This window comes from Agriterribacter sp. (genome assembly GCF_035497235.1).
Classification (GTDB): Bacteria; Bacteroidota; Bacteroidia; order Chitinophagales; family Chitinophagaceae; genus Agriterribacter.
This window is the reverse complement of the sequence record NZ_DATJEB010000052.1, coordinates 106,807-120,122: the sequence shown is the minus strand read 5'-3', so window position 1 is coordinate 120,122 and position 13,316 is coordinate 106,807. Positions and strand designations below refer to the sequence as shown.

Annotated in this window: 11 protein-coding genes; 4 read left to right on the top strand and 7 right to left on the bottom strand. The window is 42.1% G+C overall.

Annotated elements, in window-relative coordinates; translation table 11 throughout:
• Positions 1–14 precede the first annotated feature (14 nt).
• The 5 genes from VL121_RS18740 to VL121_RS18720 all read right to left on the bottom strand — a co-directional run bounded on the left by VL121_RS18740 (position 15) and on the right by VL121_RS18720 (position 3,703).
• Positions 15–626 carry a hypothetical protein gene (locus VL121_RS18740; protein ID WP_325408138.1) on the bottom strand — a complete coding sequence of 204 codons (612 nt, stop codon included), beginning with the start codon at positions 624–626 and terminating at the stop codon, positions 15–17.
• 253 nt (positions 627–879) lie between these two features.
• Positions 880–1,179 (bottom strand): type II toxin-antitoxin system RelE/ParE family toxin, encoded by a 300-nt coding sequence (locus tag VL121_RS18735; RefSeq protein WP_325408137.1) that lies wholly within the window; start codon positions 1,177–1,179, stop codon positions 880–882.
• A complete protein-coding gene (locus VL121_RS18730; RefSeq protein ID WP_325408136.1) occupies positions 1,172–1,423 on the bottom strand; it encodes a type II toxin-antitoxin system ParD family antitoxin in 252 nt (83 codons plus the stop codon). Before VL121_RS18730 ends, VL121_RS18735 begins: the two co-directional genes overlap by 8 nt.
• Before the next feature lie 710 nt (positions 1,424–2,133).
• A complete protein-coding gene (locus VL121_RS18725; protein WP_325408135.1) occupies positions 2,134–2,385 on the bottom strand; it encodes a hypothetical protein in 252 nt (83 codons plus the stop codon).
• 325 nt (positions 2,386–2,710) lie between these two features.
• Positions 2,711–3,703, bottom strand: coding sequence for a hypothetical protein (locus tag VL121_RS18720; protein ID WP_325408134.1), 993 nt, complete (start codon positions 3,701–3,703; stop codon positions 2,711–2,713).
• Between the two features lie 154 nt (positions 3,704–3,857).
• Here VL121_RS18720 and VL121_RS18715 point away from each other — a divergent pair, with 154 nt between their 5' ends.
• The 3 genes from VL121_RS18715 (at position 3,858) to VL121_RS18705 (ending at position 8,151) form a co-directional block, all read left to right on the top strand.
• Positions 3,858–4,310, top strand: coding sequence for a DUF2269 family protein (locus tag VL121_RS18715; protein WP_325408133.1), 453 nt, complete (start codon positions 3,858–3,860; stop codon positions 4,308–4,310).
• Between the two features lie 377 nt (positions 4,311–4,687).
• On the top strand, positions 4,688–6,910 hold the full coding sequence (gene purL, locus VL121_RS18710; RefSeq protein WP_325408132.1) for a phosphoribosylformylglycinamidine synthase subunit PurL: 2,223 nt from the start codon (positions 4,688–4,690) through the stop codon (positions 6,908–6,910).
• A gap of 251 nt (positions 6,911–7,161) precedes the next feature.
• Complete coding sequence (locus VL121_RS18705) at positions 7,162–8,151, top strand: tetratricopeptide repeat protein (RefSeq protein WP_325408131.1); 990 nt, start codon at positions 7,162–7,164, stop codon at positions 8,149–8,151.
• Between the two features lie 39 nt (positions 8,152–8,190).
• Here the strand turns inward: VL121_RS18705 and VL121_RS18700 are convergent, their stop codons facing one another.
• The gene (locus VL121_RS18700; protein ID WP_325408130.1) at positions 8,191–9,789 is read right to left on the bottom strand and encodes a hypothetical protein; all 1,599 of its coding nucleotides are present in this window, start codon (positions 9,787–9,789) and stop codon (positions 8,191–8,193) included.
• 273 nt (positions 9,790–10,062) lie between these two features.
• The gene (locus tag VL121_RS18695; RefSeq protein WP_325408129.1) at positions 10,063–11,145 is read right to left on the bottom strand and encodes a hypothetical protein; all 1,083 of its coding nucleotides are present in this window, start codon (positions 11,143–11,145) and stop codon (positions 10,063–10,065) included.
• 124 nt (positions 11,146–11,269) lie between these two features.
• Between VL121_RS18695 and thrS the strand changes: the two genes are divergently transcribed.
• Positions 11,270–13,204, top strand: a complete 1,935-nt coding sequence (thrS, locus tag VL121_RS18690) for a threonine--tRNA ligase (protein WP_325408128.1) — start codon at positions 11,270–11,272, stop codon at positions 13,202–13,204.
• Positions 13,205–13,316 lie beyond the last annotated feature (112 nt).

The window sequence follows — 13,316 nt, the reverse complement described above, 5'->3', positions numbered from 1 at the left end:
TAAATTAAGTTCTTTTAGAAATTAAATGCGGCATTTAAGCCAAACATGGAAGGTTTGAATTCCTTAAGTCCTTTCATGTAAGAAAAACGTACTTCAATATTTTTTTGATGGGAGCCTACGGCAAAACGAATGCCCGCATTAGCCGCCGGGCCAAATCCTTTTGCATAATATTTTTTTGTGCCTATTTCATTGCCGAGTGCGTCTGTCATAAGTAACTCGTCTATTCCTGTTGAGTGGTAGCCAAAGCCGCCGCCTATAAAATAACCAAATCTTTGCTCATTTTGTTTAGAAGAACCTGCACCCCCATTAAAATTTACCATTAAAGGAATCTGAATCAGTCCTAACAATGTATTTTCTTCATAAGAGTCGCCTCTGCTTGAAAAGCTGGCATTGTATGTTCCGGTTAATCCAACGGTTAGGGGAACGCCGGCTGAAACGGAGAAGGCTTCAGTTTCTACAAAGGCTACCTGGGGATAATAATGAAGCGTGGCAAATACTTTTGTTTTTACATAAGGAGACGAAGGATCGGAAACTAAAAAACCTATTCCGGCGCCATGCAGAAAGCTTTGCGAAGACGCACTGTGTACATAGATAATAAGCGCTATAAAGAAAATGGCTTTTTTCATAAAAGGGGTTTTAGGTTAAACGCAATATTAGGTTACAAGTGTATAACTTCAAATAATTGGATAGAAAATTCTGCTTGGTTTATGCCCGGGCTCCTGTCTCACCGGTCCGGATAACCTATAACCGGATTATTTTGTGATAGAACTTTAAGTAGCGCCACTGGTTAGCCAATGCGCATTGCTTTTGCTATAGACCAGCGCGAGTGGGGGTGAAGAATGAGTAGTGGCTCGTAAACACGAACCACGGTGAGTATTTTTATTCATCAATTTTGTTTTTCAGGTCCATTCTTCCGTGGTGAATCCTTAAAATTTCAATTTCTTTTGGTTTTGTATTAAGGTAAAATATAATGTGGTTACCAGCCCGGAATCCCAAGATTTCATTTGCTATTTCTGGATAGTATTTTCCAATAGTTGGATTTTTAGAAATGTCTTTACAGGTCTCAATCAGAAATTCATAGTATTTGTCTGCCTGACTTTCTGACCATATTTCATAGGTGTAATCCCAAATTTTCGTGAGGTCTTCAACAGCTTTATTACTTAGAAAATATTTAGCCATTATTTCGTTTATTGGCTTTTAAAGTTTCTAAATGTTTTTTTGAATTGAATTTTTTTGCGATTCCACTGGCAATTCCTTCCCGGATCGCGTTTTTCAATGCGGTTACCCTGTTTTCTTCTTCTTCCAAAAGGCGTAACCCTGCACGTATTACTTCACTTGCATTTTTGTAACGTCCTTCTGAAATCCTGGTGTCAACAAAATCTTCAAAGTAATCTCCCAATGATACAGAAGTGTTTCGTCCCATAGCTTTTATTTTCCTGTAAAGTTACCAAATTTTGGTAACTTTTAAAATAATGGGAGAAATTCCTGAAAATGCCGGTTGTTTATTATGATATGGTTTTAATTCCATTATTTACTATCCGTGCTGGTACAGGTTTAGTAACATTGCTTTGCTTTGTGAATAGCCGGAAGAATATACGATGTACGAAGTTTGGGGAGGCTTCGCACAGATGGTGCCAAAGAAGTGGTCAGGCAGATGCCTCCTTAGGTCGGCATGACAGGCAGTGGTGTAATGCCCGGCATTAGTACTACAGTTCATCATAGTTACTTCTGCTTGTCATTCCGATGTAGGAGTGAATCTATGAGATTTTGTCGAAGCACAAGCGAGACGCTTGCGCCTGCTTGGGGGAATCTTCCACCCCGGTTCGTGTCTCACGAACCGGAATTTCAGATCCGGATCCGTGCTGCTGCACTGAAAAAGAAAAAGTAAAACGCCTTAAAATCCCGTTTCATTACGCCCGCCGCTGCCAATACGGATTATAGGACTTCCGGCGTTCTTCTAGGTAATTTATAACTCACTCAATTTACGAAACTCTTTGGTTTTTTGTTTGTCGTTGCTGGTAGTGATTCGTGAGACACGAACCATGGCCGGAAAATATCATTGATACAATACCGAAAACTTGAAGCAAATCATATTGCGACAATAAACGTTGAATATTCTGATTACATATGGGGCTACAGACTTGAATCAAATGATTGATAATATTTACTTTTTTTTATCTCTCCGGTAATCACATATTCGAAAGTTATTCTTTCAGTTCTTATCGGCACCCGATCTTTGTAACTTTTCTTTATATATCCATATTTAAATTTCTTTCCTTCAATTACTGTGTCCATAGGATTAGTAATGTCATATGCTTCGTTAAAAAGATAGTTGAATAACGGCAAACCATTTTCAGTTGTTTGTGGCTTTTTTTTCAAATACATGAGCACAGCATTACTGCAAATAAAAAAATCAGCAAAGCTATTTTTTTCATCAAGAATGATTTAATGATCTACTCTAAATTTAATAATATTATTTTTTTGAGGAAGAAGAACTACTATACACCTAAAAACATTGTTCACTTTACAAAACAACTGTTTAGCCATTACCCAGCACTGGTCTATGTTTGACAGCGCTGCTTTGTGAATAGCCAGACCTCCCGCTATATGAAATAAGTTGTGCAGTCTTTTTACTGGTCAGCCAATGCATATTACTTTTGCTACGACCAGCGCGGGTGAGAGACTTCGTTCGGCATAATATACCCTCTTTTTAGTACGGCAGATTGATTGAACCCGGGGCTATGAACGTATGCGTATAATTATTTTCCAGGAAGCTGATAGGATCATTGGGAAATGTAATAATATCTTTTTTTGTAAGGCCCCAGGGTTCCCAGTGACCTGCCAAAACCTGCGCGAACATATTATCATCCCATTCACCAAACAGGGTTTTACCGGCATCGGCCGTTGCCGGTAGTGCTTCAATGGAAACGCCTGTATCATGGGTTTCAATATTATATTTTGTTTGGTAATGCAAAAGATAACTGGAATAAAAGAACCTTGCATTTAATTCCTCAAATTGAATAGGATGCAAAACCGCGCCGTTTATCTTATCCAGCATATCCTGTTGGGTTTGCTTTACTAATCCGCTATCCTGAAGACAGGCTGTAAGTCCAAATCCATTCATGCCAAGAGAGAAGATCAATTTGACAGGATCATCACGGTAATTAAAAATATCCTTTGAATACTTCAATTTCACAATAGAAATACTCCAGGGCTTTAGCGCTTTAAATGTAACAGGCGATACCAGGGACTGGAGCATCAGGTGAAACAAACCAAACCGTTCTTTTAAACGGGATGAAAGCCGGAATACTTTATCCTGCTTTTGCAGTCTTGTCTTTTCAAGAAGCAAATCATGATACAAAACACCATATACTATTTTACCCATCCATAAAAACAGGTTTTCAGACGATATGGACTGTACCCCATCATAGCCGTTATTAAAAGCTTCCTGGATTTTAAATTCCAGGTCGTTGAAAGCCTTGGCTACTTTGGCGGAACATGGCAACTTCAGATCTCCGTACAAAACAGAAGTTACCTGATCTATCATTTTAAATTTTTGATCTCTCAGCAGAAAGCGGTCAAGTATCCAGGCAGGGAAAACGGTAATATTTTCGTCTGGGTGTATAATATCCACGCCTGTAAGAAAGCAGGTGCTGTCGTTAAGATGTAAATTTTCGAAAGGATTGTAAAACCGGAATGGCATAATGGCAAAAGTATCACATTATCTCCCTTCATACCGTTTGTTGATCTAAATCTGTAATAAATTAGCAAAAAAATATTTACTGTATTACAGGCCTTGCCATCATTAGGATATGTTTGTAAAGCCGGGTAATATTGCAAAGCTGTAAGTTTAGATCATGACGTTTTATAATTTTCTTTTGTTGATCCATGTTTTTTCTGCCATTTTGGGTATGGGGCCGGGCTTTGTTATGATTTATATTGTGACAAAGGCAAAAACAATGGCAGAGTTAAAACATGCTTACCTCATCCGGAACCGGTTACACCATTTCGTGATGGTTGGCGGAACACTGCTGCTCCTTTCGGGTGTAACGATGGGCGCAATTCGTCCGTATTTATTTCAAATGGGATGGTATGTCACCAGTTTGGTGCTCTTCATCATTGCACTGGCATTCGGACCGGTTATTTTATCACCAAGATCGAAGCCCATTAAAATATTATTGAAAAGCCATAATGACGATAAAATCCCGGAGGAATATGATGTATTGGCCGGGAGGTTGTTCTTTTTTGAACGGATCGAGAATCTGATCTTCCTGATCATTATTGTGCTGATGGTGTTGAAGCCATTTTAAAGCGGATTTTACGTGCAGTTTCTTCCCAGCGGGGTCTTCACAGCCTGAGCAATTGTGTGAAGTGTGAGACCCCGGTGAATTGAAGAATTATTAAATTTTTGCTTACAGAACCTCCTCTTGCTTAACTTTTTGCAGCGCCAGGGCTTCATGGCTCCCCGCACCGGCTTTTGATGAAGACCCCGGCGCGACTTGCCTTCTCTCAACGCTGGTTTGATAAACACCCTCGCCCAATGCCCATAAGCACCCCAGCCCGTCCCAAAAAACTCCCTTCTTCTCCACATTTATCCCGGTTATACCAACATCCCGCAATCCCGGTCATAAATCCCGCTGCCATTTCGTAATTTCGCCGCTTCCTTTACTTTGATATATAACTATATATGGAAATAACAGTTGAAACAGCCGAAAAACTGGGGCTGCGACCGGAAGAATTTGAGATGATCAAAAAGATACTGGGCCGCACTCCCAACTTTACCGAACTAAGCGCTTACTCTGTGATGTGGAGCGAGCATTGCAGCTATAAAAACTCTATTAAGTGGCTAAAAACGCTCCCCCGCGAGGGCGCTAAGCTGCTGGTAAAGGCAGGGGAGGAAAATGCCGGCCTGGTAGATATTGGCGATGGCTGGGGCATCGTGTTTAAAATTGAAAGCCATAACCACCCATCGGCTATTGAACCCTTCCAGGGTGCAGCTACCGGCGTGGGGGGTATCCACCGCGATATTTTTACGATGGGCGCAAGGCCTATCGCGGCGCTCAATTCGCTGCGCTTTGGCAATATTGAGGAAGAAAAAACACAGCACTTAGTTAACGGCGTGGTACACGGCATCGGCCATTATGGCAACTGCTTTGGCGTGCCTACCGTAGGCGGCGAAATATATTTTGAAGATTGCTATCATACCAACCCGCTGGTAAATGCCATGAGCGTGGGCGTGGTGCGGGCCGGACAAACCGTAAGCGCCACCGCGGAAGGCGAAGGCAATCCTGTATTTATTGTAGGTTCGGCAACCGGCAAAGATGGAATGGGCGGAGCGGCTTTCGCTTCGGCTGATATTACAGAAAGCAGTGTGGAAGACCTCCCCGCTGTGCAGGTGGGTGATCCCTTCCAGGAGAAAAAATTATTAGAAGCCTGCTTAGAACTTATTCCAACCGGCGTCTTAGTGGGTATGCAGGACATGGGCGCGGCCGGCATCATTTGTTCTACCGCCGAAACCAGCGCCAAAGGCGGCGTGGGTATGCGCATTAACTTAGATAATGTACCTACGCGGCAATCGGGCATGAAAGCCTGGGAACTACTGCTGAGTGAAAGCCAGGAGCGCATGTTGCTGATCGTTAAAAAAGGAAGGGAAGAAGAGGTGCTGGCCATTTTTGATAAATGGGATCTGCCCTGTTCGCAGATAGGAGAAGTAACTACCGATGGTATGCTCCGCTTTTATATGCATGATCAGTTAGAAGCCGAGCTCCCTGCCGAAAGCTTAGTATTGGGTGGCGGCGCCCCGGTATATGAAAGGGAATACCGTGAGCCGGCTTATTTGAGTAAGGTGAAAGCTTTTGATGCCGCTACCATACCGGTTCCTGCCGATTTGAAAGCCGTGGCTGAAAAAATAATTACCATTCCCAATATCGCGTCCAAGCGCTGGATATATACCCAGTACGACAGCATGGTGGGTACGGGTAATACCTCCACCAATGCGCCCAGCGATGCGCCGGTAGTTAAAGTAAAGGGAACTACCAAGGGCCTGGCGGTTACTACAGACTGCAACAGCCGCTATGTTTTTGCCGATCCGTTTGTAGGTTGTATGATTGCGGTAAGCGAAGCGGCACGAAATATTGTATGCAGCGGCGGTACGCCCTTAGGCGTTACCAACTGCCTTAATTTCGGCAATCCTTATGATCCGGAAGTATATTACCAGTTTGTGTATGCTGTTAAGGGTATGAGTGAAGCCTGTATAAAATTTGATACGCCTGTAACCGGTGGCAACGTGAGTTTTTACAATCAAAGTCCTGAAGGCGCGGTATATCCTACGCCAACCATTGGTATGGTGGGATTGCTGGATAACCTTAGCGATAAAATGACGCTCAACTTTAAACAGCCCGGTGATTTGATTTACTTAGTAGGACAAAGCCGCAACGACATTAATTCTTCCGAATACATACACAAGCTGCATGGCGTGGAATATTCGCCCGCACCGCATTTTAACCTGGAGGAAGAGTATCGTTTACAGCAGTCTGTTAGCGAACTGATTAAAAGCAGGCTCATTGCATCGGCGCACGACATTAGCGAAGGCGGGTTGTTTGTTACGCTTTGCGAGAGCGGGTTTAACCGCGATATAGGATTTAGCGTGAACACAGATAAAGCAGTACGGCCCGATGCCTTCTGGTTTGGCGAAGCGCAAAGCAGGGTAGTGGTTTCCGTTAGCGAGGCGCAGGCTCCTGCATTGGAAGCAAAGCTGAAAGCCGCTGGTACGGCATTTAGCAAAATTGGTGCGGTTACCGGAAGTGAAGTAGTAGTGGATGGAAAAAGCTGGGGCGAAATAAAAGTATGGAAGGAAAAATACGACACGGCTATTGAAAAATACATGCAATATGAAGACCAGGTGGTTTAGTATGTAGGATTGGTTGTTTAAGTAGTGAAATTGTTTTTATAGATAGTGGTTTTGTTTGAACAATTGTTATTATCAGTGTTGCAGTGGCACTGCATCGTTAATTTATTCATTGTCTTCTTCTATACCACGTAAAAAGGAATTGGTTTAAGTTGGCTGGTTGTACCTGATGCCTGCAACAAACTTGGTACTGTTGAAGTTACAGAAGTGCAAAAGCTACATCAGGGAACAAGCACGAAAACGGGCAGTAATCCTTGCCAGCCCCGTCCGAACGGCTCATCCGGACAGGCGGCAGGCTGGGTTTTCGTGTGCCTTTTTTTGTTTCTTTTTTGGGCAAGCAAAAAAGAAAAATATCCTTTAAACCTCGTTTTAAAATGAATAATAATTATAAGTTAGCTTTAACAAAAGCTACATTTATGTTTTCGAGTTATACGTCTAATTCTATTGGTATATTAGTCTTATTACTTTCAATTTTTTTCTCTGCATGCAATACTGCTCCCGGAAATAACAATAATGCTGAAGCTAAGGATGAAGGTCCATCGGTAACCATAGCGAAATTACAGCAGGCGGTAAGGGCAAAACCCGACTCTGCCGGGCTTCGTTATCTTTTAATGGATGAACTGTTAAAGAACAACCGGTTTAAAGAAGCGCTTACACAGAATGATACCCTGCTGGGTATTGACAGTTCAAATGCCGGGTTGTGGTACAGGCGCGGAGCCATTTTTTTGCAGGGTGGCGATACGGTTAGCGGCATTACTGCATTAAAAAAATCTGTTCAGCAAGCGCCCATGTTTGCGGAACCTTTATTACAACTGGCTGCAGTGTATGCCAGCCAGCTAAAGCCGGAAGCGCTTACCATTGCCGATAAAATCATTAACCTGGCGGAAGAACCCCGGGTGGCTTCGCAGGCAAGATTCATTAAAGGGCTGTATTATTCCAATATCAATAATAAAGCAAAAGCCCTTGAAGCGTTTGATGAATGCATTAAAAATGATTACACTTTTTTAGAGGCGTATATTGAAAAAGGCTTGCTGCTGTACGACCAGCAAAGTTATACTGAAGCGTTACAGGTATTTGAGCGTGCTATACAGGTGAGCAACACTTTTGCAGAAGCCTATTACCAGTCGGGCAGATGCCAGGAAGCGCTGGGAAATAAAGCGGAAGCGACACTGTATTATCAAAAAACACTGGGAATGGATAAAAATTTTACAGCCGCAAAGGAGGCTTTGGAAAGGCTAAAGTAATACCTGGGGGTACAAGTTACAAGTTGCGGGGGAGCAGGCTTAGTTTACCGTAATGAGCAGGGGTTTAAAAAGCGTTTTTTTAAGTTTTGCCCTGCCTATAAATTGCTTGTCGTTAATTTTGCTGAACTCAGAAGGAAAGATCATGATATCTTCTTCCCGCGTGTTAAATACAAGCTCTTTGGATATGTTACCATTATTATCCAGCTTGCTTACAAACACCTGTCCGCCCAGTCCGTCAACATGTTTGGCTGGCGTTTCGTCTTCGGCAAGACGCAGATTCTTTAAATTATCAAGGTATAAAAAATAATATCCTGTAGCATCGCTGATTAGCTTAAAACCCATTGTTCCCCTGCCTCTGCTGCCTTCCTGGCGTTTGGGTATTTTTTTTATCCATTGAAAATTTCCGGAAGCATCTATTTTGGTGGCTAGTATATCTTCATAGTGATAGGTAGTATAGTAGGTAAAACGGCCGTTTCCATCCATCCTGGATTTTTGCATAATGTAATATTCCTCACAAGCCAAAAACACACTGCCATCCTTTTCAACTACTACGTCCCTTACCGTTAAGTTTGGGATTTCATAATCATCCTTCTTCTCCATTTTCCGGCGTTTCCGGGCTGATTCAAATTTTTCCAGTTCTGATAGGGGAAATTTATAATGACCTTTCAGATAGCCATCAACTTTTCCTTCTGTATTGAGTATGCCCAGGAAAACGCCTTCCGTTCCTTTGTTTTTGGCGTTTTTGCTATACGTACAGGCTATGATCATATCATGCAGAGCGTTTTCAATAAGCGTTGATTCACGTATAAAAAACGCATCAACAGACACTGTTGCATGGATAACCTGTTTGTTATCCTTCGTAAACTTAAATACTTCTAAATGATAGCCGGGGTTACCGGTGGCTTTATCAATTTCCTTCCTGGTCTCCGAGTCGTATACTTTAGCCAGCAGGTAGGCATTGCCTTTAGCATCAATGGAAAAATCCGCATTGTCCATTCTCGCCTCTGTATAGGGCATGGTAAATTCGTTACCCCATATTTTCTGCAGGTTCTCGTCAAAAACATGGATGCCTATTTTATCAAAACTGGTTTTGTCATTTTTTGATTCCGGAGCTACCCTGTAGCTTACTAATAACTTAGAATGGTCTGCATCAAAATTAAAATCAAATTTATTTACTTTCTTATACCTGTACAAACCCGTCATTACCGCATCCCCGGCTAGTTTAGGCGTCTCTATTATTTTTTGATTCTGATCGCTTATTTTTCCATTTTTTACATCTATTGAAGTGGCATATAATATTTCTTTTTGAGTGTTCTTGTCCCAGTCGCTTCTTAGCCAAAAATATTTTTGGTTAAAGTCCACTACCGTTTCACTGTTCATGTTTTTGGTGGCATCAGATAGTTCTATCACCTTTTCCCCGGTTTGTACCAGGTTTTTGGGGTTAAAGCGGGTAATATAAAGCTCATCCTTTTTTAATGACAGGTTTACAATTCCGTCCTTCTCGTTTCCAAAAAAAGAAAGGTCCGCTGCTTTTTTGGGTAAACCATATTCGGTACCCATCTTGAATTGAAATTTTTTACTTTGTCCGTAAGCAATGGTAACCAGCAGGCAGGCGGTGATAAGGAAGATTTTTTTCATAATAGTTAGGAATTGATACAATGGGTGCTTGTTACGACAATTTAATTCAAAAATTGTTTTATTTCAACGTAATGATATGGGCTATTATTGTTTTATTAGAAATAAACTCCGGTTCATGTTATTGTGGCATCTGTAATGAAATCTGAAGGAGAAAGCAACCAGGTGAAAGGTGAGAAGTGAAAAGAGAGGGAATATCGAGATCCGAAGATAAATGCAATCTAAAATCTTAGATATTAAATTTAAAATCTCAAATCTCAAATAGGTGATCCCCCATCACTCCTTTCTTCTAAAAAGTATGGTTCCGCTTGATTTTTCCGTTGAGGTAATATATACTTCATAACGTTTGCCGCCTGCAGTTACCACCATTAAAGCAGTATTGGGAGGGATGGCTCCGAAATTATCCGCATACATTACCAGTTCATTTTCTTCGCGGGTAGTATCTAATTTTATTTTTAGAGAAAGCGGTTTATCTGTTAAACGCTGGCGCGACAATAGTAATTTATTATTATAAAAAACAGATATGGTATCGCCGTCAATTTCTCCGTTATCATAAAAGTCTACCTTAAATTCTTCATCTGCAGGGATATCCACGGTCTTCAGTATATTTTTACTTCTTTTGGCGTATCCCGGAAGAACGGGCGTACTAATATCGGGTAAGCCCAACCGGGCAGCGTCTTCTACCTTTTGCGGTGTATGAGGTATAACTGCTTTACCGGGTGTTACAGGTGCAGGCTTTACGGGTTGTTTTTTTACAACCGGGGGATCTTTTCGGGGAGCCGGTTTGTGAGTGGAAGGAGAACCGGTCTTAGGTTTTTGTGTAAGACTTTGCTGTGGGATAGTTTTACTTTTTGTGGTGGACGGAGTGGTTCTTTTTGCCGTTGGTGGCGAAGTTTTTGGTGTGGTAACCCTGGTCAGGGTTTTTCTTTCCAGTTCGGTACTGCCTGTGCCGCAGTCATTCGGCCGGTATCCTCGCCATCTGCCTACTAACTTTTCAGTGCTGCCCTGCTTTAAAAAAGTAAGGATATGGGTTTGCAGGCAGTCGCCCCAGGTTGGCGGCGTATTGCCTTTGATCCTTTCTTCTTCATTTACGATTACCGATTTACTGGAAGGGTCATAAGTGCCATCCAGCCTGCATATCACATAGTATCGCTTCTCCGGGTAATTAAAATAAGAATACGAATAGCCGGTAACCTTTTCTCCTTTAATATACAGTTCCAGCACATATTCCGTGTCTCCCTCTCCGGCAACAATATTGTTATTGACCGAATTGAATGTTCCCCTCCATTGTCCGTTGATATCCTGACTTATACCGTGATAACCCATCAATAAAAAAATCAGCAGAAACCAGTCTTTCATTGCATATAAAACTTTTATTCAGCAAAAATACCCCCAATACTAAGGAAATAGCCCTGTGAAATGAAATGATACGCCAATAGTTCGTTAAATTTGCACTCTTTTTCAGGAACAGGAGGAATAAAATATGGTAAAAATTACTTTTCCGGATGGCGCGGTACGTGAATATCAACCGGGCACTACTGCATTGGATATTGCAAAGTCTATCAGTGAGGGATTGGCAAAGAAAGTGCTGGCCGCCAGGGTTAACGGGCAGGTGTGGGATGCCGAACGCCCTGTTTACAACGACAGCACGTTGCAATTACTTACCTGGAATGAAACAGATGGTAAAGCTACTTTCTGGCATTCCTCCGCGCACTTATTAGCCGAAGCCGTGGAAGCCCAATTTCCCGGTGTAAAATTTTGGGTAGGTCCGCCGGTTGAAAATGGCTTTTACTATGATATGGATTTGGGCGACAGAAAAGTAAGTGAAGAAGACCTGGCTGCCATCGAAAAAAAAATGACGGAACTGGCAAAGCAGGGTAACCCGTTTATCCGTAAGGAAATTTCAAAAGCGGATGCTGTACAATATTTTGAAGAGAAGGGTGATGAATACAAGCTCGATCTCCTGCAGAACCTCGAAGACGGCAACATCACTTTTTACAGCCAGGGCGGGTTTACCGATCTGTGCCGCGGTCCGCATATTCCTCAAACCGGTTTAATAAAAGCTATTAAGCTTACCAATATTGCCGGCGCCTACTGGAAAGGCGATGAAAAAAACAAACAGCTTACCCGCATATATGGTATTACTTTTCCCAATCAAAAAGAATTGGATGAATACCTGCACATGCTGGAAGAAGCAAAAAAGCGGGATCATCGCAAGCTGGGAAAAGAATTAGGCATTTTTGCTTTTGATGATGATATTGGGCCCGGACTGCCTTTGTGGCTGCCCAATGGTGCTATTGTTATTGAGGCGCTTGAAAAATTAGCTAAAGACACGGAAGAAAGAGCGGGTTATAAAAGAGTGGTTACGCCGCATATTGCTAAAGAAAGCCTGTATCTTACCAGCGGGCATTTGCCCTATTACCAGGATAGCATGTACCCGCCTATGGAATTAGATGGTACCAAATACTACCTGAAGGCGATGAATTGCCCGCATCACCATAAAATATTTTCGGCGGAACCCAAGAGTTATAAAGACCTGCCCTATCGGTTGGCAGAATACGGAACCTGTTACCGCTATGAGCAGAGTGGTGAACTGTTTGGCCTGATGAGAGTGCGTTGCCTGCATATGAATGACGCGCATATTTACTGCACCAAGGAACAGTTTTATGATGAGTTTAAGGCCGTAAATGAAATGTACCTGAAATATTTTAAGATTTTTGGTATAGAAAAATATGTTATGCGCCTCAGCCTGCATGATCCTTCCAAACTGGGAAAAAAATATGTGGACGAAGCGGAACTATGGATAGAAACGGAGGCTTTGGTAAGAGATGTGCTGGTGCGTACCAATACCCCCTTTGTAGAAGTACAGGATGAAGCCGCTTTTTACGGCCCTAAAATTGATGTGCAGATATGGAGCACTATCGGGCGTGAATTTACTTTGGCAACCAACCAGGTAGATTTTGCACAGGGCAGGCGGTTTAAACTTGAATTTACCAATAAAGACAATGCTCCTGAAATACCCCTTATCATTCACCGGGCGCCACTGGGTACCCATGAACGTTTTATCGGGTTTTTGCTGGAACATTATGCGGGCAAATTTCCGGTGTGGCTGGCGCCGCTGCAGGTAAAGATTTTACCCATTAGTGATAAGTTTATGGAATACGCACAAAATATTTTAGAATCATTGAAAAATGCAGATATTCGTGCAGAGATTGACGACAGGCCTGAAAAAATAGGTAGAAAAATACGCGATACCGAACTGGCCAAAGTACCTTATATGCTGGTGGTGGGAGAGAAGGAAGTAAATGAAAATAAAGTAGCGGTAAGGAGGCAGGGCAAAGGCGATACAGGTACAAAAGCAGTGGATGATTTTATTAAAGAAACCATTATTGAAATAAAGAACAGGGTGTCGGAATAGAGAAGTAAGAGGTAAGGGGTAAGAAGGCAGAAATAACCTGGGCATAAGGGCTCATTGAATATCAGTTAAACAGATTATTTCAAATTTTAACAATAACAATTAAAACCTCCCT

What these genes read in the sequence shown, in the direction of transcription:
- VL121_RS18720 (WP_325408134.1), bottom strand. Translation starts at nt 3,703, where the DNA reads ATGCCATTCCGGTTTTACAATCCTTTCGAAAATTTACATCTTAACGAC.
- purL (WP_325408132.1), top strand. Translation starts at nt 4,688, where the DNA reads ATGGAAATAACAGTTGAAACAGCCGAAAAACTGGGGCTGCGACCGGAA.
- VL121_RS18700 (WP_325408130.1), bottom strand. Translation starts at nt 9,789, where the DNA reads ATGAAAAAAATCTTCCTTATCACCGCCTGCCTGCTGGTTACCATTGCT.
- VL121_RS18735 (WP_325408137.1), bottom strand. Translation starts at nt 1,179, where the DNA reads ATGGCTAAATATTTTCTAAGTAATAAAGCTGTTGAAGACCTCACGAAA.
- VL121_RS18725 (WP_325408135.1), bottom strand. Translation starts at nt 2,385, where the DNA reads ATGTATTTGAAAAAAAAGCCACAAACAACTGAAAATGGTTTGCCGTTA.
- VL121_RS18740 (WP_325408138.1), bottom strand. Translation starts at nt 626, where the DNA reads ATGAAAAAAGCCATTTTCTTTATAGCGCTTATTATCTATGTACACAGT.
- VL121_RS18730 (WP_325408136.1), bottom strand. Translation starts at nt 1,423, where the DNA reads ATGGGACGAAACACTTCTGTATCATTGGGAGATTACTTTGAAGATTTT.
- thrS (WP_325408128.1), top strand. Translation starts at nt 11,270, where the DNA reads ATGGTAAAAATTACTTTTCCGGATGGCGCGGTACGTGAATATCAACCG.
- VL121_RS18715 (WP_325408133.1), top strand. Translation starts at nt 3,858, where the DNA reads ATGACGTTTTATAATTTTCTTTTGTTGATCCATGTTTTTTCTGCCATT.
- VL121_RS18695 (WP_325408129.1), bottom strand. Translation starts at nt 11,145, where the DNA reads ATGAAAGACTGGTTTCTGCTGATTTTTTTATTGATGGGTTATCACGGT.